The 23,132-nt window shown below is 37.5% G+C and carries 24 protein-coding genes, 1 tRNA gene and 1 pseudogene; 14 read left to right on the forward strand and 12 right to left on the reverse strand.

The window, feature by feature from the left end:
• Window positions 1–2: 2 nt before the first annotated feature.
• Window positions 3–1,370, reverse strand: a complete 1,368-nt coding sequence (gene glmU, locus DNJ77_RS00505) for a bifunctional UDP-N-acetylglucosamine diphosphorylase/glucosamine-1-phosphate N-acetyltransferase GlmU (RefSeq protein ID WP_116963038.1) — start codon at window positions 1,368–1,370, stop codon at window positions 3–5.
• A 241-nt stretch (window positions 1,371–1,611) separates the two neighbouring features.
• Between glmU and DNJ77_RS00510 the strand changes: the two genes are divergently transcribed.
• Window positions 1,612–2,499 carry an NAD(+) kinase gene (locus DNJ77_RS00510; protein ID WP_116963039.1) on the forward strand — a complete coding sequence of 296 codons (888 nt, stop codon included), beginning with the start codon at window positions 1,612–1,614 and terminating at the stop codon, window positions 2,497–2,499.
• On the opposite strand, the gene gcvPB is transcribed toward DNJ77_RS00510, so the two are convergent.
• The 4 genes from gcvPB to gcvT form a co-directional block, all read right to left on the reverse strand.
• Window positions 2,496–3,950 (reverse strand): aminomethyl-transferring glycine dehydrogenase subunit GcvPB, encoded by a 1,455-nt coding sequence (gene gcvPB, locus DNJ77_RS00515; RefSeq protein WP_116963040.1) that lies wholly within the window; start codon window positions 3,948–3,950, stop codon window positions 2,496–2,498. The genes DNJ77_RS00510 and gcvPB overlap by 4 nt on opposite strands.
• A 1-nt stretch (window position 3,951) precedes the next feature.
• Window positions 3,952–5,328, reverse strand: a complete 1,377-nt coding sequence (gcvPA, locus tag DNJ77_RS00520; RefSeq protein WP_116963041.1) for an aminomethyl-transferring glycine dehydrogenase subunit GcvPA — start codon at window positions 5,326–5,328, stop codon at window positions 3,952–3,954.
• 86 nt (window positions 5,329–5,414) lie between these two features.
• Window positions 5,415–5,798, reverse strand: a complete 384-nt coding sequence (gcvH, locus tag DNJ77_RS00525) for a glycine cleavage system protein GcvH (protein WP_116963042.1) — start codon at window positions 5,796–5,798, stop codon at window positions 5,415–5,417.
• 24 nt (window positions 5,799–5,822) lie between these two features.
• Window positions 5,823–6,929, reverse strand: coding sequence for a glycine cleavage system aminomethyltransferase GcvT (gene gcvT / locus DNJ77_RS00530; RefSeq protein ID WP_116963043.1), 1,107 nt, complete (start codon window positions 6,927–6,929; stop codon window positions 5,823–5,825).
• Window positions 6,930–7,044: 115 nt separating this feature from the next.
• On the opposite strand from gcvT, the gene DNJ77_RS10140 reads away from it, so the two are divergent.
• Entirely contained in the window at window positions 7,045–7,173 is a 129-nt protein-coding gene (locus DNJ77_RS10140; RefSeq protein WP_275667736.1) for a hypothetical protein, read from the forward strand.
• 3 nt (window positions 7,174–7,176) lie between these two features.
• Here the strand turns inward: DNJ77_RS10140 and DNJ77_RS00535 are convergent, their stop codons facing one another.
• From DNJ77_RS00535 to DNJ77_RS00545, 3 genes are read right to left on the reverse strand one after another with little or no spacing between them, the layout of a single operon-like run.
• Window positions 7,177–8,049 (reverse strand): EamA family transporter, encoded by an 873-nt coding sequence (locus DNJ77_RS00535; protein WP_116963044.1) that lies wholly within the window; start codon window positions 8,047–8,049, stop codon window positions 7,177–7,179.
• Window positions 8,039–8,347: a hypothetical protein gene (locus DNJ77_RS00540; RefSeq protein ID WP_116963045.1), complete on the reverse strand. Its 309-nt coding sequence runs from the start codon at window positions 8,345–8,347 to the stop codon at window positions 8,039–8,041. The genes DNJ77_RS00535 and DNJ77_RS00540 overlap by 11 nt, the downstream gene beginning before the upstream one ends.
• Before the next feature lie 35 nt (window positions 8,348–8,382).
• A complete protein-coding gene (locus tag DNJ77_RS00545; protein WP_116963046.1) occupies window positions 8,383–9,306 on the reverse strand; it encodes an ATP-grasp domain-containing protein in 924 nt (307 codons plus the stop codon).
• A 246-nt stretch (window positions 9,307–9,552) separates the two neighbouring features.
• Between DNJ77_RS00545 and DNJ77_RS00550 the strand changes: the two genes are divergently transcribed.
• Window positions 9,553–10,296, forward strand: a complete 744-nt coding sequence (locus tag DNJ77_RS00550; RefSeq protein ID WP_116963047.1) for a helix-turn-helix transcriptional regulator — start codon at window positions 9,553–9,555, stop codon at window positions 10,294–10,296.
• A gap of 161 nt (window positions 10,297–10,457) precedes the next feature.
• Window positions 10,458–10,751 carry a hypothetical protein gene (locus DNJ77_RS00555; protein WP_116963048.1) on the forward strand — a complete coding sequence of 98 codons (294 nt, stop codon included), beginning with the start codon at window positions 10,458–10,460 and terminating at the stop codon, window positions 10,749–10,751.
• 54 nt (window positions 10,752–10,805) lie between these two features.
• Here the strand turns inward: DNJ77_RS00555 and mltA are convergent, their stop codons facing one another.
• Window positions 10,806–11,846 (reverse strand): murein transglycosylase A, encoded by a 1,041-nt coding sequence (gene mltA, locus DNJ77_RS00560; protein ID WP_239986701.1) that lies wholly within the window; start codon window positions 11,844–11,846, stop codon window positions 10,806–10,808.
• Between the two features lie 325 nt (window positions 11,847–12,171).
• On the opposite strand from mltA, the gene grpE reads away from it, so the two are divergent.
• The 9 genes and pseudogenes from grpE to DNJ77_RS00605 all read left to right on the forward strand — a co-directional run bounded on the left by grpE (window position 12,172) and on the right by DNJ77_RS00605 (window position 18,929).
• Complete coding sequence (gene grpE, locus DNJ77_RS00565) at window positions 12,172–12,750, forward strand: nucleotide exchange factor GrpE (protein WP_116963050.1); 579 nt, start codon at window positions 12,172–12,174, stop codon at window positions 12,748–12,750.
• 85 nt (window positions 12,751–12,835) lie between these two features.
• A complete protein-coding gene (dnaK, locus tag DNJ77_RS00570; RefSeq protein WP_116963051.1) occupies window positions 12,836–14,779 on the forward strand; it encodes a molecular chaperone DnaK in 1,944 nt (647 codons plus the stop codon).
• An 89-nt stretch (window positions 14,780–14,868) separates the two neighbouring features.
• Window positions 14,869–15,984: a molecular chaperone DnaJ gene (gene dnaJ, locus DNJ77_RS00575; RefSeq protein WP_116963052.1), complete on the forward strand. Its 1,116-nt coding sequence runs from the start codon at window positions 14,869–14,871 to the stop codon at window positions 15,982–15,984.
• Between the two features lie 93 nt (window positions 15,985–16,077).
• Window positions 16,078–16,154 (forward strand) — tRNA-Arg (locus DNJ77_RS00580).
• Between the two features lie 350 nt (window positions 16,155–16,504).
• Window positions 16,505–16,630, forward strand: a pseudogene (locus DNJ77_RS10190) (type II toxin-antitoxin system HicA family toxin); the annotation flags it as partial.
• A gap of 8 nt (window positions 16,631–16,638) precedes the next feature.
• Window positions 16,639–17,064, forward strand: coding sequence for a type II toxin-antitoxin system HicB family antitoxin (locus DNJ77_RS00590; RefSeq protein WP_116963054.1), 426 nt, complete (start codon window positions 16,639–16,641; stop codon window positions 17,062–17,064).
• A 306-nt stretch (window positions 17,065–17,370) separates the two neighbouring features.
• Window positions 17,371–18,126, forward strand: a complete 756-nt coding sequence (locus tag DNJ77_RS00595) for a hypothetical protein (RefSeq protein ID WP_157966528.1) — start codon at window positions 17,371–17,373, stop codon at window positions 18,124–18,126.
• A gap of 307 nt (window positions 18,127–18,433) precedes the next feature.
• Window positions 18,434–18,664, forward strand: coding sequence for a hypothetical protein (locus DNJ77_RS00600; RefSeq protein ID WP_116963056.1), 231 nt, complete (start codon window positions 18,434–18,436; stop codon window positions 18,662–18,664).
• Window positions 18,657–18,929: a type II toxin-antitoxin system YafQ family toxin gene (locus DNJ77_RS00605; RefSeq protein WP_116963057.1), complete on the forward strand. Its 273-nt coding sequence runs from the start codon at window positions 18,657–18,659 to the stop codon at window positions 18,927–18,929. The genes DNJ77_RS00600 and DNJ77_RS00605 overlap by 8 nt, the downstream gene beginning before the upstream one ends.
• Here the strand turns inward: DNJ77_RS00605 and DNJ77_RS00610 are convergent.
• From DNJ77_RS00610 to DNJ77_RS00620, 3 genes are all read right to left on the reverse strand, one after another.
• Window positions 18,898–19,581, reverse strand: a complete 684-nt coding sequence (locus DNJ77_RS00610) for a transaldolase family protein (protein ID WP_116963058.1) — start codon at window positions 19,579–19,581, stop codon at window positions 18,898–18,900. The genes DNJ77_RS00605 and DNJ77_RS00610 overlap by 32 nt on opposite strands.
• A 9-nt stretch (window positions 19,582–19,590) precedes the next feature.
• A complete protein-coding gene (locus tag DNJ77_RS00615) occupies window positions 19,591–20,379 on the reverse strand; it encodes a helix-turn-helix transcriptional regulator (RefSeq protein WP_116963059.1) in 789 nt (262 codons plus the stop codon).
• A gap of 79 nt (window positions 20,380–20,458) precedes the next feature.
• Complete coding sequence (locus DNJ77_RS00620) at window positions 20,459–21,790, reverse strand: sugar porter family MFS transporter (protein ID WP_116963060.1); 1,332 nt, start codon at window positions 21,788–21,790, stop codon at window positions 20,459–20,461.
• A 504-nt stretch (window positions 21,791–22,294) separates the two neighbouring features.
• Between DNJ77_RS00620 and DNJ77_RS00625 the strand changes: the two genes are divergently transcribed.
• On the forward strand, window positions 22,295–23,125 hold the full coding sequence (locus DNJ77_RS00625) for a conserved phage C-terminal domain-containing protein (RefSeq protein ID WP_116963061.1): 831 nt from the start codon (window positions 22,295–22,297) through the stop codon (window positions 23,123–23,125).
• Window positions 23,126–23,132 lie beyond the last annotated feature (7 nt).

A 23,132-nucleotide genomic window follows, 5' to 3' on the forward strand; every position in this document is an offset into this window, starting at 1 on the left:
TGTTACTCTTTTTTGGTGGGTCGCTTCCAGTCTGGGACCACCACTTGTTTATTCATACGGTTAATTGTCAATTTACCACTAGGTACATTTTTAGTAATGGTTGAACCAGCTGCAATGTTAGCACCATCGCCCACACTCACAGGAGCAATCAATTGGCAATCTGAACCAATAAACACGTCATTACCAATGATGGTTTGGTGTTTATTCACCCCGTCATAATTACAGGTAATTACCCCTGCACCAATATTAGAGTCAAAGCCAATTGTGCTGTCCCCGATATAACTTAAATGATTCACTTTGGAGTGTTTGCCAATAGTTGACTTTTTCACTTCAACAAAATTACCAATTTGCGATGCTTCTTCCAAAATTGTACCTGGTCGAATCCGTGCAAAAGGACCTACAGTAACACTTGACTTAATATCAGCACCATCAATAATAGTGTTTGGCTTGACCTTAACGTTATTACCAATAACACAATCTTTTAAAATGCAATTGGCGCCAATCACACAATCTTCACCAATGATCACATGACCCTTAATAAGCACGTTAATATCAATCCAGGTATCTGCACCAATTTCAACTGAACCTCTTACATCAAATCGATTTGGATCTGCAAGGGAGACACCTTTTGCCATAACTCGCTCTGCAACAGCCTTTTGCCACATTCGTTCAAGCTCAGCAAGCTGTGACCTCGTATTAACACCTAAAATTTCAAAATTATACGCAGGATGTGCTGCACGAATATTTATCCTGTCTTGACAAGCAAAAGCTACAATATCCGTCAAATAATATTCTTTTTGTGCATTTTTATTTTCAATTTTTGGAATCCAGTGGTGCAAGTTTTTACCAGAAACACAGTAAATTCCAGTGTTAATTTCCTTGATTTGCTTTTGAATGTCACTGGCATCTTTTTCTTCAACGATCAACTCAATTTCACCAAAACGGTTGCGTATAATTCTACCAAGTCCTCCTGGGTTCTCGACATGTGCCGTTAAAATACCTAAATCATCATCACGCGTTACATCAATCAAATGGTTTAAGGTGTCAAAGGACACCAATGGTACATCACCATACAAAATCAGCACCTTATCTTTCTTTTTAATGTGAGGAAGTGCTTGTAAAACAGCATGTCCTGTTCCTAAGCGGTCCCTTTGCTCGACCCAAATAATTTTTTTATCTTCCAGCGCAGATTGTACTTGCTGCCCTAAATGCCCCTGGACAATGATAATATTATCTGCCTGCAACGACTCAACAGTTTCGACAACATGACGAATAAGCGTTTTTCCTGCTAGCGTTTGCAGTACTTTTGATTTTTTTGAGCACATACGAGATCCTTGCCCAGCGGCAAGAATCACTACTGATAAAGCCATTATTACTCCTTTGTCAACTCATCACATAAGATATATTGCCCAAGACTCTCTAAAGTTAATCTGATTGATCTTGGCACTATTGAATATCTTGTTTTAGAAATGATTTAGATAGTATAACGATTAATTGCTAACAATAAACTGTTAACCTATCCAAACATAGTAACTTAAACGATTATACAGTATGATAAATGGGATTTTGCTTAAAACTAGAGAACTCATGACATAAGGATAGCATTTACCAATGACCTTCATTTTTAATAAAGTCGCTATTATTGGCACACATGACAATCCTGCTGTTGCTGAAACAGTAGAATATTTGATGCATAGTTTAATCGAGCAATCACTTCGCGTTTATTTAGAAGCTGAGACGGCTGCTAGTCTAGATGATAGGTTTGGTGAAGGCTACAGCTTGAAAGCGATTGCTAAACATTGTGAAATAGCCATTGTTGTAGGTGGAGATGGTAACTTTCTTAATGCTGGCAGAAATCTGTCGCTCATTAGTGATATTCCGATTGTGGGGATCAACCGAGGAAAACTGGGATTTTTAACAGACATTAATCCTGATCAAATTACCACGCGCTTATTTGATGTTTTGTGCGGTCGTTACCAACAAGAACAGCGCTTTATGCTACAAGCATCCATCACAAGTGAGCATCACCCAACTGAGCAAACTGTTGCTTTAAACGATATTGTTATTGCAGCTGGACAACATAGTAGACTTTTCCAAATGCACGTTCATATCGATGGTCGTTATGCTTTTGATCAGCGCGCTGATGGCATGATTATTGCCACTCCCACAGGTTCTACTGCTCATGCACTATCAGCAGGAGGTCCGATTATGCACCCAGGCTTAGATGCAATCGTACTTGTGCCAATGTTTTCACATTCGCTTAATAGTCGTCCGATTGTGCTTAATGCTAACAGCCAAATTGAAATCACGATTGGGGAATATAACAACCCTGAGCCAAGTTTAAGCTTTGATGGGCATATGAAGCTTCAGCTTCGCCCAGCTGACACTATCAAACTACATCGCTGTAAAAAATCTGTCAGCATATTACATCCATTAGACTATGATTATTTCCATTCACTTCGCTCTAAGTTGCATTGGGGGAAAATGCTTTTTCCTTAACAGCATTGCCCAAAGATTACATCTAACTCACGCACGGCTTTCACATCATCTACTCGTTTTACAGATTGAGCGATGGGCGCTTGTTTTACCTTTTCTGGATATGATGCTGCAAGTTTACGAATTTCAATCATTGCATCAACAAAAGTATCCATTTGCTCGCGTGTTTCAGTTTCAGTTGGTTCAATCAGTAAACATTCTGGGACAAGTAATGGGAAATAGATTGTTGGTGCGTGCATATCATAATCCAATAGCTGCTTGGCAAAATCATTTGCAGTAACGCCGTATGCCTTTTTCTCAGCTGCAAGTGAAACGATAAACTCGTGTGAAGCACGTCGATCTGGTAATGCAATGATAAAGCCTGCTTTTTTCAACCTTGCCATCATATAGTTTGCATTTAGGGTCGCGATTTCTGATGCTTTTGTCAAACCATTACCGCCTAGAGTTTTCAGATAAACATAAGCTCGAATCAATACCCCCACATTTCCCATAAAAGCGTGTATAGCACCAATGGTTGCTGGAATAGCACCTTTTGATCTAATATGATAGACACCTTTCTCTTTTGTAATTGTAGGTACGGGTAAAAATGGCTTTAAGCGCTTATTCACTGCAATGGGACCGCCGCCTGGACCCCCACCACCATGTGGTGTAGCAAAAGTTTTATGTACGTTCATATGCATAACATCAAACCCCATTTTACCAGGTTTTGCTTTGCCCATAATCGCATTTAAGTTGGCTCCATCATAATAGAGTAAACCACCTGCTGTATGCACTAATTTTGCTACTTCTTCAATATCACGCTCAAACACCCCCATTGTCGATGGGTTTGTAAGCATAATGCCCGCAGTGTTTGGTCCTAATACTTTCTTTAGCGTTTCAATATCGATATCCCCCGTTTTAAGGGAAGTTGGGATTTCAATGACTTTACATCCTGCCATTACAGCTGTTGCAGGGTTTGTGCCATGTGCTGCATCTGGCACAATAATCTCATTTCTATGTGGTTCATTGTTAGCAATGTGATAGGCACGAATCATCTGTACTCCTGCAAATTCTCCTTGGGCTCCAGCACAAGGTACAAGAGATACTGCATCCATTCCAGTAACTTCAATCAAGATTTCTTGAAGCTCATACAGCATTTCCAATAAACCTTGCTGTGTATACTCATCTTGAAAGGGATGAATATTGAGTACAGATGGATTGAACGCACATTTTAAAGCTATGCGTGGATTGTATTTCATTGTACAAGAACCAAGTGGATAAAATTGAGTATCAATTGAGAAGTTCTTTTGTGATAACTTGGTAAAGTGACGTAATACTTCAAGTTCGCCTAGCTCCGGCAACAAGGGTTTGTCTTCACGCAAGTATTGAGTATCGAAATGGGTTTCACCATTAAGTTTCCATCTTTGTGAATTTGCTCTACGTCCTGCTACTGATTTTTCAAAAATAACTGTCATCTTATGCTCCAACAGCAAGCTGAGTTAATACGGTTTCCAACACTTCAACATATTTATCTAAATCTGATTCATTATGAATTTCAGTGGCACAAACAAGTAGGCTATTTTGTTGTGATGGGTCCAATAAAGATAAATCATAACCAAGCTGAACGTTGTGTTGAGTTGCTAAGCTTTTTGCTTCTTTTGCACTAACTGGTAAATCAACAACTATCTCGTATACATAGTTATGTAAAAAACGTACGTTAACCCCTACAATTTGGCTTAACTTTTTAGCAAGTTTTGTGACATTTTGATGTGATTCCAAGGCTATTTCTTTTATGCCTTTAGCGCCCATTAAAGACATATAAACCGTTGCTGCTGTCACAAGTAACCCTTGGTTTGAGCAGATGTTAGATGTTGCTTTTGCTCTACGAATATGTTGCTCACGCGCTTGAAGAGTTAAACAAAATGCTTCTTTGCCATCTTTATCAACCGTTCTACCAACAATACGCCCAGGCATTTGACGTGAAAGTTTTTCTTTAGTTGTAATAAATCCAAAGTATGGTCCACCACAGCTAAGCGGAAGGCCCAATGTTTGACCATCTCCACAAGCGATATCCGCACCACTTTCGCCCCAGTTACCTGGAGCTTTTAATATACCTAATACCGTTGGATTAACAACTGCTACAACCATTGCATTTTTAGCATGTGCCCAGTTTGTTAATGCTTCAAACTCAGTAATCTGACCATAAAAATTTACTTGAGATACAATAACCGCAGCATATTGACCAACTTCACACTCAGGCAAGCGTTTTATATTTGTACGCCCTTCTTGTGGCTGAGGGTATACAAACTCGACTTCAATACCTTGAGCGTGTGTCATCGTTTTTACTACATCAATGTAATGAGGGAAAATAATATCCGCAACCAACACTTTCTTACTTTTTGTTAATTTATTGGCACGCACAGCCATTAAAGCACTTTCAGCAAGTGCCGTTGCACCATCGTACATAGACGCATTTGACACATCCATTGAAGTAAGCGATGCGATCATCGTTTGGTATTCATAAATCACTTGTAATGTACCCTGAGAGGCTTCAGCCTGATATGGAGTATAGGATGTATAAAACTCTCCACGACTGATAATATCTGTGACGATAGCAGGGGTATAATGTTGATAGGCCCCAGCACCAATAAAGTTCGTTTGTGGAATGTTTTTAGCACACTTATCGCTAAATAAACGGTACATTTGGCATTCGTTTAAACCATCGGTTAAAGCTAGATGGCTTTTACTTTTTATCGATTGAGGTATCTCATCAAATAATGCTTCAATAGTATTGACACCAATCTCATCTAACATGAGCTTAATATCTTTGTCGGTATGTGGAACAAATGGCATAAACGCTCCTCACGTAGTATTTGACTTTTTATTACAAATAAAAGCGCCCAACACATAAGCATTGAGCGCTTTTCATTTAATTTGCATCAAGCATCAAACTCTTCAGCATACTCTTCGGCTGAAAGTAAATCATCAATCTCAGATAGATCATCCATCTTGATCTTAAACAACCAACCATCATCATAGCAAGATTCATTAACGATCGATGGTTTATCTAAAAGTGCTTCGTTTACTTCAATGATTACCCCCGAAACAGGTGCATAAACATCGGATGCGGCTTTTACTGACTCAACTACACACACATCATCACCTGCCCTTACTTCTTCATCAACTTCAGGTAACTCAATAAATACTAACTCGCCTGAGCTTGACTGTGCGAAATCATCAATACCACACACCGCAATATCACCTTCCAACCTCACCCATTCATGTGATTTCGTGTAATGACACTCTTGTCTTATCTCTGCCATAATTGACTCCTAAGTTTATTGATGCTAATGAGTTACCAGATTTTTCTGGCATTCTTTATATACTTTTTCACCTTTGCGTACAAATGGAAATTGCACGATTTTGGCAGGAATTTTTTTATTTCGAATTTCTACAAATACTTCTTCCGCATCAGCTGGAATGCGAGCCAAAGCAATACTTTCTCCTAAGGTTGGTGAGAAAGTCCCACTTGTAATAATACCTGTTTTATCACTATTTGCTATTAACACCTTTTGGTCATGTCTCAAAACACCACGATCCAAAAGCACTAACCCAACAAGCTTTTCATTAATCTTATCTTTTTTAGACAACAATGCCTTTTTACCAATAAAATCACGTTCACCTGAGAGTGACACTGTCCACATTAAAGCCGATTCAACAGGTGTTGTCGACTCATCCATATCCTGTGAATATAAATTCATCCCTGCTTCTAGGCGAAGCGTGTCACGTGCAGCTAGACCACAAGGTTGAACGCCTTGTTGTTTTAACGCATCCCAAAACGCTAAGGCTTCAGTATGCGGCATTGAAATCTCATAACCATCTTCACCTGTGTAGCCAGTACGTGCAATCATCCACTCACCCTTTTTATACATCGCAAAGGGTTTTAAATTTTTTACTTCTTCAGTTGCTAGATCTTTAAGTATTTGATTTGTTTTTTCACGCGATTGAGGTCCCTGAATTGCAATAATAGCCAAATCATCTCGTAATTTAATCTCAATAGCAAAGCTTATCCCATGCTTTTTTATCCACTTGACATCGGAGGTTCTGTTACCTGCATTAATCACTAAACGAATAAAATCATCTTCAAAATAGTAGGCAATTAAATCATCCACAATACCTGCTTCTTGGTTCAACATACAAGAATACATCGCCTTACCTTTAGCAAGTTTGTTAATATCATTTGCTAATAAGTATTGTATAAATGCTTTTGCATCACGACCAATAATATCCACCGTTAACATATGACTAACGTCAAACATGCCTGCATCTTTTCTAACGGCATGATGTTCTTCTATTACACCTACATACTGAATGGGCATGTCCCACCCAGCAAAATCAACCATTCTTGCATGCTCTCGTAGATGTTTTTCATATAAAGGTGTTTTGAATCCCATAATAAAAGCTCTTAAGCACTCATCCTTATTTAGTGTGCGCTCATTATAGCTAAAACAAAATATTGAATAAATCTCAAATCGGCAGAAAATTACAAAACAACAGAAATGTGAGTTAATGCACGATACCGTTATCGGGATTTACATTAACCGTATTGAATGGGGGACGGAGTATATGAATGACAAAGTAAAACACTACCTCAATTTGCCAGAAAATATATACCCACCTATTTATGACATTCAATAGCCATTATGCACGTGCGGCTTGTGATTGCTTTAGGCAAATAGCAAGCATTGTGGCGGCAACAAAGAATACCGCTAATAGTGACAATCCATGGATTGAGGTATTTGACATAAAAAGTGTTTCAGTTACTAGACAAATGCAAGGAGCAAGCGGCATATAAGCAAGCGCAGCATAAACACTGATATACTTTAAACCAACTTGAAATAGGTAAAGTGGCAAACAAATGGTTAATAATGAGATCAGTATAAAAGTGCTATAAAATGAGGGAGATTCAAATTTTATACCACCTGAATAAAAGGCGATGATTCCTGTAATCAGAACGAGTAAGAGAAAGCGCAGCGCTAAGATTTCAAAGGTGCTAAATTCATTGACTAATGTCTTTGAATAACGCGAGTAAATTGCACCAGTAACACCACCAATGGCAGCAAAAACAGCCATGAGCCATTGCCGAAGATCAGCGTGTTGATCGGTCATCGCAAGAATGCATCCAGTAATTACAATTGCCATACATGCAATATCAAATCGATTTAGTTTTTTACCGATAAATAATCCAGCTATCATCATGCTCGAAAGGTAAAGCAGTAAAAAAAGCGATGTCGGTAAATATAAGAGTGCAATAGTTGTGGCGCTCCAACAGACAAGAGAGGTCCAGTTTAGATTGAAGATTGTCGGGAATGCCTTTTTCAAATGGTGGCGTTTCTTGGTCAAGCCATGCAGTGAAAATGCTAGAAAGAATAAAATAAAAAAGACAAAGGTATAAAATGCCAGCACCATGGGTGGTGTGGACTGCACTTTGACATGTATAAGCATCATTCCTGCACTCGTGGATATACCAAACAGTATCATTGCCAAATGCGAAATATAGGCTTTAGTTTGCATGGATCACCTCCATCGCCTGGAATTGTGCAATATAGTCAAAATCTTCTACCAAAGTTTTGTAAGAGTCTGCGAACACTCTAAGTACTGCGGCTTTATCAACAATATTTGTGGCATTGTTACAAATGACCTGCCCTTTTGTAACGCTCCATTGAATTAAATACTCACTTTTGATTTGTGGTGTGTTTAGGTCAACGATTTTTCCTGTAAGCAATGGGAAAAACGCCCAAAATGCTGGTCTAATAGCATAAGATGGCAACGGAATATCAATGCCAGATTGAAGCTTGAAATCCCAATCCATAAGATTAACACCAAAGTTATACTGGTGCATTTCGTTTAAAATGGCGCCAGGCGGTCTTGCCGCAATTTCCAAAACACCAACTCTCCATTTTGCTCAAACACCTCCATGTGGTTTACACAGTGCCTGATATTTAGCGCCTCTAAAGTCTTTTGTGCAAATTCGTGCAATCTGTTTTTTAAATACTGATCACGAATAACAGGTTTGCTTGCGAGCACTTTCCCCTGTGTCAATTCATGGTTTGGACATGAATATACTGATGCCTCAAGAAAAACTGTTTCGCCATTTTCGGTAACAGAGTCTATGTGATAGAGTTTGCCTTGAATATATTCCTCTATTTCATAGGTGCTAGCTTGCCACTCATTTTTACGGTGAAACGCTGCAAATTCATCAAGGGTTTGAATATGGTAAACTCCCTGACTACCGCAACTGTCGATTGGTTTGACGATGATGTTGGAGCTGATTTGATGACAGATAACTTCATATGCTTCCTTTGATGTTAGATCTCGTATTTGATTGAAGTGCATACATTTAGGTACGCGAATACCTTTACTGTGTAGAAGATCTTTCATCATAAGTTTATCGCGACACTTAACCAGGTCATCATATTTGGCACCCCATAAGTCAAATTCATCACGTAATTTGCCAATCGCTAATAAATTGAACTCATCTGTGCAAATTAAGACAATTTCATTTTGTGCAAACTGCTGCATCTCATTCAAGATAATACGTTTTAGTTCATCATAATTAAATTCGTATAAGAAGTCGTATTTCAGTTGTGTTGATGTGTTGTAAATGTGATCCAACTGCTGTTCAAACTCATGGGGAATATTTTCTTTGAAGTAGTCGTCCAGAACTGCCACTATTCGATGGTCACCAAGCTGCTTTACTCGGGATAAAAGATCAGCAGAATAGAAACTACCAAATCTAAAGTTTATGAAAATTATTGTCTTCTGACTCATAAGTAAGCTACCTCTCAAAATTAAACTTTATGCCAACATGTATTTTTTCTGAGTACCTGAAAAGCTATTTTCCATGATAGCCGCGTATGCTCCTTAATTTATCGCCATTATTTGAGTAACTTAAATACAAACGTGGAAGCCCCACTTTTTATGTGCAATTTGTAGTAAAAAGCTCACTTTTTGGTTTCGAGTTAGTGTAGACTGACCGGAAATTAAGTTCTATCCGCATAAAATACGTAGATTCAGATGGAAGCACAAAATATTAAAAATATTGATCTTAATTGCCATATTTTTACTCAGTTGAAAGATCAGATGCAAACGCTAATGCAACCGCTTAGCGACAAGCTTGGTTTAACCACATTAGTCTACCAGCGGAAATATGACAATGGAGAGGAAATAAGAGTCTCTAATCGTCCTGATTGGCTGGCTTACTACTACCAGCATGAACTTTACCTTGGCAGCCAATTTGAAATAGAGAAGAAATCCCATCCAGAGTTCGTGCTATGGCAGAGTATTGCAAAGTCACACAAAGCAGTATCGCACGCAGTTAAGTTTAATATTGACCATGGTTTAACATATATCAATCCGCGACAAGGTTATAGGGAGTTGTTTTTTATGGGTGCTCCAAGCGATAACTCCTTGGTGATTAATCGAGTGATTAATAATTTAAGTTTTGTGGCCAATTTTTCACAGCAATTTACATGCAAGGCCGAACATATGATCGCACAAGCTGAATCGCAAAAAGTCATTCTACCTCAGCAGGATGCGGTTCAGCGAGCGACGTTCAGACTCGACATTTTGTCGGCACGCGAGTTAATTGTTGCCAAAAAGCTGCTACTAGGCGGAAGTGCCAAGTGCATAGCCTTGCAGATTGGTGGTTCATATCGCACTGTTGAAACCCATATTCAGAATATGAAAAGAAAACTCAATTGCCAAAGCAAGACTGCGTTAATTGCAGAATTGTGGTTTTTAGGCTTAAAACCTGACTAGACCACAAATGCAGCTTTGCATTGACCATAGCTAATCCATTTTTGCTGCTATGTGAAGAGTCAAGGACTTGGCTAAAAAATTGCTTTATGGAACCTAGACTGATCAATTGTTCTATGTGAAAATGCCGCTGTCTACAGCAGTAGTTGAACAGGAGTTTTAAAATGCCTAATCAATATAGCGATAATTTTGAGTTAAATGTATTGAAAAAATATGGTAAGTCAGCCGAACAAGTGTTGAGTGACTTACATGATCAAGGGGTTTCGTATGTGAAAGCTTCTGAGATGATGGGTTATCAAGTTTGGACGGTTAAACGTTGGTGTCGACGCTATGGTATTAGCCTTGCTCAAAAAGAACTGATAGAGAGTAACAGTAACCGAGAGTTTATGAACAAGTTTCATGAGCAAGCACTCAATAAATACAATATATTAAGCCGAAAATGGGTGGCGTTGCATTAGAGGAAGATAGATTTACACTATGTATTTAGATTGACAATAGAACTGCTATGGTTTCTAAGTTATGTTGGTTTGAGTAAGTCTAAATTCATTTGATTTTGGCAAGAGTACAAACATCGTGCCAGGATGCTTCATATGACCTGCGTAATATTCGGCAAGTTCTCCATTGCCCCAAAAAATATCACCACGAATGGGACCATTAATCGCACCGCCTGTATCTTGCGCAATTAGGAGCCTATCTAGTTTTTGAAATTTTTGTTCGGGTGTTTGATAACTGGTGCTTAGCCACACAGGGGTGCCATATTGATAATAGTTATTATCGATTGCAATAGAATAACTAGGTGTTAATGGTACACCTTGAGCACCAATCGGATTGGAGTGGCTTAATACTCTGAAAAAAACAAAAGAAGGATCATAGTTCAATACTTTGTTTGCATGTTGCGGATGATCATATAACCATTTTTTGATCGATTGCATCGTAATTTCTTCACGAGGTATCAGCTTGTTTTCCAATAAATAACGACCAATAGGTCGGTAAGGATGCCCGTTTTGACTGTCATATCCGACAAGAATGGTCTCGCCATTTGTAAGTTCTATTCTGCCAGATCCTTGAATTTGTAAAAATGTGCGCTCAATACGAGAGCCTACCCAAGCAATCACATCTTTTTTACTGAGATAATTGTTATTAGAAATTTCTTCACGTGTGTAATAAGGTACAAGTTTACCTTTTACAATTCTGCCATATTGTGTGCCTGATTTTGTTTTCTTTTGCACTAAGTTGTTGGGTGTCTTATAAATAGGCACAGAATACTCCTCATTACGGTATAAGCTACCAGAGATGGCTGGAGCATAATATCCTGTAAAAAGACCTTCGACTTTGTCATCATAACGAACAAGATAGGGAGAAAAGTTTTGCTCTATTATCTCTCGTGCTTTACGATCTGTATGGGCATAAGTAGCAAGAACGTTGTTGCAGCTAGTTATCCAGTTTTGGTTATAGTTTTTATTAGTTAGAATGGCTTTACATGAAATTTGTAAGGCTTGATAAGCGTACATTTGATCACCACAGTCCCAGTTAGGTAAAATTTGATAGCTCACAGGTTCAAAGCTAATACTCGTGTTAGCAAAAGAACTAATAGGTAGAAAAAGGCTTAAAAGGTTTATTTTTAGGGCTTTGGGAATAAGGCTCATATTGTAAGAGATATATTTTTCATGCTGGTATTTTGGCGAGGATTCGATGGAAGTCAAGGCTATTTTTTGTTCTGAATATAAATTATATTTACATAGTTTGATGATGAATAATGATAAATAGCTAAAGCCTTAAGCTATAGAGATAAAAAGTAAGATATTTTCTTGAAATGCAAAAAAGCGCCCGCAATTGATACGCCGTAATAAAAACAGATAAATCAAAATAGGTGTATCAATGTCAAAAAAACATCATAAAGAATCCACAAATGAAATTGAACTTGAGCAGGGTGAAGATCAGATAGAATCAGTATCCCAAATGATTGATGAAGTATTAGTACTTAAAAAAGAGAATAATGAATTGCAAACTACAATCGCAAATATGCAAGAAACCGTTGCTACTGCGGATGATAAAGTTCTGCGTGCGCATGCTGAAATGGAGAATATTCGTCGTCGTGCGCAAAAAGATGTGGAAAATGCACATAAATTTGCACTAGAGAGATTTGCTAATGCGTTATTACCAGTGCTAGATAGCCTAGAAAAGGCGGTTGAAGTTTCTGGTGAGTCAGATGAAGTAAAGGTAATGGCACAAGGCGTAACACTTACCATGAAAATGTTAGTTGATACATTAGAGAAATTTGGTGTGATACAGATTGATCCAATTGGTGAGGTATTTGATCCAAATAAGCATGAAGCAATGGCGATGTCACCTAATCCTGAAATGGATGATAATATGGTAATGAACGTTTTCCAAAAAGGTTATGAGCTCAATAATCGTGTAATTCGACCTGCCCGTGTCTTGGTTGTGAAAAACTAGATTTAAAAGAAGCTGAAAATAAAACTTGAAAAATAAAAACGCGTCGGCATATTCCTTGGCGTTAAATTAAAAGGAGATAACAACAATGGGTAAAATTATTGGTATAGATTTGGGGACAACGAATTCATGTGTTGCTGTTATGGATGGTAAGAATGCGCGCGTAATTGAAAACGCAGAAGGTGCGCGGACAACTCCTTCAATTGTTGCTTATACAGAAGGGGGTGAGATTCTCGTTGGTCAAGCAGCTAAACGCCAGGCGGTGACGAATCCGCATAATACGTTATTTGCTGTTAAACGTTTAATTGGTCGCAAGTTTGATGAAAAAGTTGTGCAACACGACATCGTTAAAAAAGTGCCATATAAAGTCATTAAGGCAGATAATGGTGATGCTTGGGTTGAAGTATTAAAAGATAAAAAAATGGCGTCACCTCAAGTTTCAGCTGAAGTGTTGCGTAAAATGAAAAAAACAGCAGAAGACTTTTTAGGTGAGAAAGTAACAGAAGCAGTTATTACTGTTCCTGCTTATTTCAACGATGCACAACGTCAAGCAACTAAAGATGCAGGACGCATTGCAGGTTTGGATGTTAAGCGTATTATTAACGAACCAACAGCGGCAGCGCTTGCCTATGGTATGGATAAACAAAAATCAGATCAAACTATTGCTGTTTATGATTTAGGAGGTGGTACGTTTGATGTGTCTATTATTGAGATTGCAAACGTTGATGGAGACAGTCAAATTGAAGTACTGGCAACAAATGGAGATACTTTCTTAGGTGGTGAAGATTTTGATGTGGCTTTAATGAATTATTTGATCAATGAGTTCAAAAAAGAAAGTGGTATTGATCTACATAATGATACATTAGCACTTCAACGCTTACGTGAAGCCGCAGAAAAAGCAAAAATTGAACTATCGTCTACACAGCAAACCGATGTGAATTTGCCTTATATTACAGCAGATGCAACAGGTCCTAAGCATTTAAACATTAAAGTAACACGTGCTAAATTTGAGTCTTTAGTTGAAGATTTGATTAAACGTTCAATTGAACCTTGTAGAAAAGCGTTAGCAGATGCAGGCTTAAAAGTATCCGATATTACCGATGTATTATTAGTTGGTGGTCAAACGCGTATGCCTAAAGTACAAGAGGAAGTCAAAAGCTTTTTTAACAAAGAACCACGCCGTGATGTTAACCCAGATGAAGCAGTAGCAATTGGTGCTGCAATCCAAGGTGGAGTATTAGCAGGAGACGTTAAAGATGTGTTGTTATTAGATGTAACGCCTTTATCTTTGGGTATTGAAACAATGGGAGGTGTAATGACCAAGCTGATTGAGCGGAATACCACTATCCCAACTAAGAAATCACAAGTCTTTTCAACTGCAGAAGATAATCAACCTGCTGTGACCATTCATGTACTACAAGGAGAGCGTGAGATGGCGTCAGCAAATAAGTCCTTAGGGCGCTTTGACTTATCTGATATTCCTCCAGCACCACGTGGAATGCCACAAATCGAAGTAACTTTTGATATTGATGCCAATGGTATTTTGAACGTATCAGCAAAAGACAAGGCGACAGGTAAAGAACAAAATATTGTGATTAAAGCATCAAGTGGCTTATCTGAAGATGATATTAATAAAATGGTGCAAGATGCTGAAGCAAATGCAGAAACAGATAAGAAATTCCATGGGTTGGTAAATGCAAGAAATGCAGGTGATAATTTATTACACAGTGCACGTAAATCAATAAAAGACTTAGCAAATAAAATTACTGATGAAGAAAAAACAAAAGTAGAAACTGCATGTAATGAACTAGAGGCTGTGTTAAAAACAGATGATAAAGATAACATTGAGTTGAAGACAAAAGCACTAGAAGAAGCATTTGCGCCGATTTCACAAAAGGCCTATGAGTATGCACAAGGTAAAGCAGATGCAACACAAAATCATACTTCATCTGATGACTCAAATGCTAAGAAAGCAGATAGTAATGTCGTTGACGCTGAATTTGAAGAAGTGAAAGATGACGATAAGAAATAATAAAAGCTAACTTTTAACTTGAAAAATGCGGGCATGTTCCGCATTTTTTATAGCGTTTTAAATGCAGACGAGAATAATGGTAAAAAGACATGCCCAGAGATTATTACGAAATATTAGGCGTATCCAAGAGTGCAACAGAACAGGAACTCAAACGTGCTTATCGTAAAATGGCGATGAAGTATCACCCTGATCGAAACCCAAATGATAAAGATGCCGAGACTAAATTCAAAGAAGCTTCAGAAGCTTATGAAATATTAAGCGATCCGCAAAAGCGTGCAGCATATGACCAATTTGGTCATGCTGGTGTCCAACAAGGCTCAGGACATGGTGGGTTTAGCGGTGGTAACTTTAATGATGTTTTTGGTGATATTTTTAGTGATATTTTCGGTGGTGGGGCGCGGGGCGGAAGAAGCTCTCGTACTTATGCTCGTCGTGGTAACGATTTACAATATAACCTTGAAATTACCCTAGAAGAAGCAATTCATGGTACAACAAAGGAAATTAAAGTTCCAACTTATGTCAGCTGTGGTAGCTGTCATGGAACAGGGGGAACTGGTAAACAGACCTGTAGCATGTGTCATGGGGCTGGAGCTGTGAGAATGTCACAAGGTTTTTTTTCCGTTGAGCAGACATGCCCAACTTGTCATGGAACAGGTTCAATAATTAAAGATCCGTGTCGATCTTGTCATGGACAAGGTAGAAAACAGGATACCAAATCATTATCGGTTAAAATCCCAGCAGGTGTGGATACAGGGGATAGAATTAGGCTTGCAGGTGAAGGGGAAGCTGGTGAATATGGTGCCTCTTCTGGAGATTTATATGTGCAAGTACGTGTAAGAGAGCATGCTATTTTTGAGCGTAATGGTTCGGATCTTTATTGTGAAGTACCTATTACTTTCATCATAGCATGTTTAGGTGGTGAGTTAGATGTGCCTACTATTGATGGTAAGGTGAAGCTTAAAATTCCACCTGAAACGCAAACAGGTAAATTATTTAGGTTACGTGGTAAAGGCGTTAAAGCGTTGCGAGGTAATAGCATGGGAGACTTAATGTGTAAAGTAACCGTTGAAACACCCGTTAATTTAAATACCAAACAGCGTGCTTTATTAGAGGAGTTTGCTGCCTCTTTAGGCGAACAACATACGCACTCGCCAAAGTCAAAATCTTGGTTTGATAACGTTAAAGAGTTTTTTGCAGGTTCCTAAAATTTCAGGCGTTATAGAAAAACGTGATTATAAATCCGAGATTTTGATTGCTTTTTTTTGATACTTTCACAATCTGCAAACGATTAGAATTAGGCACCCGTAGCTCAGTTGGATAGAGCGTTGGCCTCCGGAGCCAAAGGTCAGGCGTTCGAATCGCCTCGGGTGCACCATATGAAAGCCTTACAAAATAATATTTTATCAAATAAATAAAAAAGCAATAAAAGGTAATGATTAAAACTAAAGGTAACATATAGGTAACAAGGAAAATCTGTTATGAGGTGTGATGTTGGTTGTACAATTCACTCAGGTACAGCCAGGATATCAATTAAAAAAATTGAGTTTGTGTAAAGTTTTAGTTTTTAATGCACAAAGTTTTAATGTTTTTATTGCATAATATAATATGCAAAGCCATAATTTGATAAAATTTTGGATGACGGAAGCAATATGCCGATAAAGCCAGAAGAAATTGCTAAAATCCTAAAACAAAATGGATGGATAGAGCTTAAGAAAAGGCAAGGGTTCGCATAGGCAATATATAAAAGATGGTAAATTGACAACAATTCCATTTCATAAAGGTAGAGACGTTCCTTATCCAACTGTTAAAATGATTGAAAAACAAACAAGTGTAAAATTGTTGAAAAAATGAGGTAGATTATGGAAACACTACGTTATCCCGCAAAAATCACCCAAGAGGATGAGGCTTATATTGTGCTTTTCCGTGATTTAGAGGGATGTCATACTTTTGGTGATACTTTGGAGGAAGCACGTGCTATGGCGCAAGAAGCATTAGATTGCTATCTTGAAGCTTGCTTGCAGGAAGGAATTAAAGTGAATCGCCCATCAGTAAAACTTGATGATGAAACAGAATTTTTCCCATCAGTTGAGGTATCTGTGCCTCTCTTACTGCGTTTTTGTCGTGAAGACCATAATATGACGATGATACAGATGGCAAATGCAATGGATATTGCCTACCAGAATTATCAAGCAATTGAATCTGGTAAACGCAAGAATTTGACTCTCATCACGCTCAAAAAAGCATTTGCTGCAATCGGTTGCCAAGCAAGATTACAGCTTGGTTAAATCATCCTCAACGCTTTGCGAGCGAGCGATTCCGTCCTTCTTTAATCTTTTTACGTTAAGTTCATTATTTTGTTGAGACATAATGTTTTTCTACATTTTTATGAGTTAACAGATAGATAATATATGAGATTGTTAGGTTTAATAAATATATTATTTTTAATATAAAGCTTTATTTCTTTTCACTATATAACATCTTAGGTTCTATTTGTTACATAAAATATCTTGTTAAAAAAATTATAACTTGGATAATCAATTTTGCTTTAAATGCTTTATGAGCAATTTTCAGTAACTTTATTAGGGAGACTCATGATGAAAAAATTATTTGGTAGTTTAGTTTTTGCTATAGGATTTGGTTTTTCTGTAGCATATGGAGGACCTTTTTACTTGCTATGTTTTATGTCATGTGTCGCTGGATGTGAAGCAATTTGCGCTGCGCTTACAGGACCTGCTGCTGTTGCATGTTTGCCTCCTTGCGTTGAGGGTTGTGGAGCATCATGTGTTGCGTCATGTTTTTCTCCCTCAACAAAATTAATCACCAAAGAAAATGGAGTAGAAATAGAAAAAGAAATAGCTAATATACATCCTGGCGACCAAGTTAAAACCATTAAAAATGGAAAACCATTTTGGACGACAGTAACAAAAAATATTAAAACTGAAGGATTATTTGAATTTATCCGAATTAAGGCTAATTCATCATCAAATCAACAAACGATAGAACTTGAAATTACTCCAAGTCATGGTGTGGTAATGCTTGTTGACAACAATAAAACGATTGATATAGCAAAAAACTTAGTTCTTGGTGATAATTTGTTGGCATCTAATGGTGACATGTTGTCAGTAACCGAGATTAATACGGTAGTAGTGCCAGATAGATACACTCTTGAAACTGCTGAAGGTAGTGTATTAGCCTCTAATGTGTTTGTCTCTACTATTTGTAGTGAAGAAATAGCTAATGGAGAGCAACTTTGGGATGATAAATTAAAAGATTGGAGCGAAAGGCATAGAGATATTTTTTCAGCTCAAATTGTGGGACAGGTTTTTGATAAATCAAAAAATAACTAAAAATAACACTTTATATGATCGTAAGCTAAACCTGATGTTTGGTTGGTTTACTCTTATTCACTTATAGGCAAACCTACACTTATCAGTTATTACCCTTGCAAATCCAATAATTTCATCATTAAAAAATATGGCTGCACATAAAGAGTTTTGTATTGCCTTTTGTACAATATTTAAAGGTATATTCTTACACCAATAGCATTCTTTTAGCCAATGGTGTAATGTTTTTATATCAATTTTTTCTTTTTGAATGTCAAAAATATGCTAAAATGATTCATAATGATGTTTTATTGAATCTAAAGGCGTTGTGATGAGTGGAAAAATTCAAGTTACAGTCGATGAAAGTTTAAATAAGGCTATTCATGTTCAGGCACAAAAAATGGGGTTGTCTGTTAGTTCTTATGCAAGGTATGCCATTAAGGATTTTATGGAGCGAAATAAGTCGAAGAAGACACTACTGGAAAAGGCGCTGGAATCTGAGAGCAAGGAAATTAGTTTGGCTGCTTTTAAAGAACAAATTAAGGCGCTGAGAGGTGCTTAAATTATATCAAAAGAAAGAGTTCAAGAAATCGCTTAAAAAATATCGTCATAAGCAAAAGGTACTTAATGAATTAGAGAAAGTCGTCGAATTGTTAATACATGAGAAGGTTTTGCCCGTGAAATATAGAGATCATGAATTATCGGGAAATTTTAAAGGAATTAGAGAATTGCACTTATTTTCAGATGACCTTTTGATGTATGTTAAGATTGAAAAGGAAAGCATTACATTGGTTGCTATAGGCAGTCATGCTGAGTTGTTTGGTTAAACAAATCATCCTCAACAGTTGCCCAGCTGGTGCTGAACATTTGCAAAGCGTCAGATGTTTGTAATGGTTCTTCAGCGAGCTTTCTTAAAATGTCACTCGGTGCAGTCACCGCTTGCGCGCCAATGTCCATGCTGTAGTAAATATCCTCAATGTTTTTAATGCTTGCCATCATTAATTTGCTCTTGCAGTTGACGCTTTTGACGATGTCAGCCATCCTCCTGATTTCGTTTTCCCAGTTTATATTAGATTGTTTTATATGATCAAAATAAGGGGCAATATAGTCAACATTTAGTTGACAAGATGTAAGCACCTGTCCAGCAGTGAATATGGCTGTCGATAACACGGGAATATTCTCACTAACAAGCTCTTTCATTGCCTTGAATCCTTGCTTATTGGCTTGGATTTTTACTATAAATCGGGTAGAAATTGTTCTCAGATGACGTGCTTGAGCAATGATCCCGAGAGTATCCTGTGCAGTAACTTGAACGCAGATAGGCTGATCGTTTATTTCAAGCAATCGTTGAAGAGTCTGCAAGGGACTATTTTGGCTACTAGCTAAGATTTTAGGATTAGTAGTAATGCCACTTGTAAGTCCGACATGATCAAAGTATCTAGCATCACTTAAGTTTGAGCTGTCTAGCCATATTTCCATGTTGTTTCCTTATAAATTAATTTTTGTCGCTTTTGCAGCGAGCTCATACAATGTATTGCATTCAAATTTTGCTTTTAATGTTGATAGTTGATTGTCAACCGTTTTTACTGATCGACAGCGTTTGCTTGCTGTTTCTTTTAAATTTAATCCTCCTTTAAGAAAATTTAAAATTCTGCGTTCTTGTCTTGTGATATATTGACCTGATTGTGAATCAATATATATTTTGCTAGTGCTCTTATCAAGCACTGTCACAAGCTCATTAATAATTTGATCAGATATTGAGACACTTGAAGGCTTAATAACAAAGTCTGGAATAATGATTTTTTGATTTTCTGCTTCTGTAATAATATGTGATGCTTTGTCATTAAAATAATTGATAAATGCATGCAGTGCGGACAGTATTTTACCTAAATCATTGTGCTCTAAAGATACATGGCGGTGAAAACCAAAGTGATAAAATTTGGTTTTAGTTGTATGCTTTTTAATGATTGTAATACCATTTTCTATGCCGAAATCACTAGCCTCACGATACACTGGGGATTGAACCCATTCCCAAAGAATGTGACCATCTTGCATGTGTTGAAATCCTTTTTCAAAGATAGCAACATTATACAGCTTATGATCATAATAATGCTGAATCCAGTCTGAGTGGGTAGTTAATCTGACATGTGAGCCATCTAAATAATTCGCGTCAAATGTAAAGTAGTTTAAGCCGATTCGTTCCAATGGTTTTACAAGTAGTTTGATATCATGCACGTTGCGTTCCATTACTCTGTTTTGAATTAAATTTTGCTCCATTTATTAAGTACCTCAATATTATTTCTGTTGTGAAAACAATTCTTATCTTGATACCCCATTCCCCAGTCCCAGCGGTTCGTTATACATGCACTAGAATTTCACCTCCTTGAGTTATTTCCTCAAGGGACTTTTGCTTGGTTTCAGTAATGCAATAAGTAAAAAATATAAACCCAATTATTGATATTATGGCAAATGTAAGAAATGTTGCTGATGTGCCCAGCAAACTTATCATTGTCGGGAAAAACATTGCAACAATTATGTTTGTAAACCAATTAGCTGCAATTGATAAGCTCATGCCCAATCCGCGAATATCAATTGGGAAAATTTCAGCTGGTAGCAAAAAGCATGCTGGTCCAACGCTTAACCCTTGGCACAATACAAATATAACAGATAGTATCAGAATGACGCTTGCAAGGATTATAGGGTTATTTATCAATGCATATGAGGCACTCATCAAAACAAGGCACGTGATAATGCCAACCAATCCAGTTAGCAGCATTCTTCTTCTGCCAAGTTTATCTAACTTTCTGCTAGCTATAATTGCAGCAAACATAACTGCAAAACCTATAAATATGGATGCAAATATAGCTATATTCCCATTTCTAAACCCTGCATCCATCAAAATGGTTGGAGCATAGTAAATCACAGCATTAATTCCAACCGCTTGCGTAAATATGCCAATGGCAATGCCAATTAGCAAAAGTCGTTTATGTGTCCACGTAAGTTTGCTTAATTTTGTCACTTGGACATGCTTGTTTTTGCGAACAAACTCAAGTTCAGTATTTTGGTCAACGATGGAATATAACTCTTTAATAACCCTATTAGCTTGTGCTTCGCGTCCTTTTGTATAAAGCCATCGTGGAGACTCTGGTAATACTTTTAAACATAAAGTGAATATAATTGCAGGAATCGCGGTGATTAAAAACATTAACTGCCAAGATTCAAAGCCTGCAAGTAGCGCATTGCTTACATAGCATAAGAATATTCCTGCATTAACTGATATGAGATAGTATGTCACAATTTTACCTCTATGCTGAGCAGGTGACAACTCGCTAAGATATAGAGGTGTAATAGTTGAGCTTAATCCAACACCTAATCCCATAAATAGTCGACCAATGATTATCCAGTCAATATTCATGCCTATGGTGCAAAAAATACTCCCAGTTAAGAATAGTAAACCAGTTATCACTAAGGCTTTTTTTCTGCCAAAATAGTCTATAACTCTGCCTGACAATACAGCTGAAACTAGGGCGCCTATAGGTACTCCGCTTACAATAATACCCTCAGCCAACGGTGTTAAATGAAAGTCGTTTTTTAAATAAATCATTGCCCCTGAAATGATACCAGCATCAAAACCGAACAGCAGTCCTGATATTGAGCACACAAATAGAATAAACTTCAAATTCCTCATTTTAAAACTCCCTTATTTTTGTAGTAGAGACTTATGACAAAATGTAACTAAATTTGCATAAAGCACAACAATTTTTTATATACATCAGCAATATTTAGGGGGTTTCCCCTAAAAATCCGAAATATTTAGGGGATTTCGATGAATGATTTTTACGTGTTGATACATGAAAATACTAAACACATGGCAGCCAAGATGGATTGCTATTAAGTACAAACTAAGCGCTTAGTTTTTGAGATTATTCATGAGAAAATACTAAAAAGGATTAGATATGACCTTGATTAATATATTCGACTTGCTACAATCGCTAGTGTCGGGCTTCGAAACCCAGATCATAAGCGGATGGATTACGTTATTAATCTTTCTAAACAAACTCCGAAGTTTTTTCAAATTTCGGGTGGGCGTATGCCATACAACACCAGCAATGGGAAAGCATATGCGCGTAGCTTGTGATACGTTTCGAACCACCCGATGCAACTTTCGAAAAAAATCATAAGGAGTCTAGCTATGGCAGAAAGACGAATGTTTGCAAAAAGTATCATTGATAGTGATGCTTTTCTCGATATGTCATTGTCCACACAAGCATTATATTTTCATTTATGTATGCGTGCAGATGATGATGGCTTCATAAACAACGCTAAAAAAATCATACGAATGATTGGCGCAGGGGATGATGAAATCAAGATTCTACTTGCCAAGAAATTTTTAATTGCCTTTGAAACTGGGGTTATAGTCATCAAACATTGGCGCATCCATAATTACATCCGTAGTGATAGATACAAGCCAACGAATTATCCTCATGAGTTTACAAAACTGAGTATTGACAGTAACAATTCTTACTCTTTGGGTGTAAATGGTATACCAAACGACAACCATATGGATACCAGTCGTATACCAAATGGAAACCCAGGTAAGGTTAGGTTAGAGTTAGGTAAGGATATAGATACTTCTAACGAAGTATCTTTGTCGGGCAACCCCGACGATACAAATCCAAAAAGCTACCCTTATGCCGAGATTGTAAATTACCTCAACCAGAAAACAGGTAGCAATTACCAGTCAACCTGCAAAAAAACACGTGAGCTCATTCGTGCACGTTTTGCCGATGGTCATGATGTCGATGCGTTTAAACGAGCAGTCGATAATCAAGTCGCACTTTGGTGGCATGATTTTAAATTTCGTCAGTACTTACGACCCGATACACTTTTTGGTCCGAAAATGGATAGTTATGCCAATGCAAACGTAACACCTGAGCAGATAGCCGTGGCACAGGGCAAAGTGGGGGTGGCAATTGCTCGAGGAATGGAAGAAGGCACTTTTAACATCAAAGACATGTTTTAGGAGGGGG

The sequence above is a fragment of the Fastidiosibacter lacustris genome (genome assembly GCF_003428155.1).
Lineage (GTDB): Bacteria > Pseudomonadota > Gammaproteobacteria > Francisellales > Francisellaceae > Caedibacter > Caedibacter lacustris.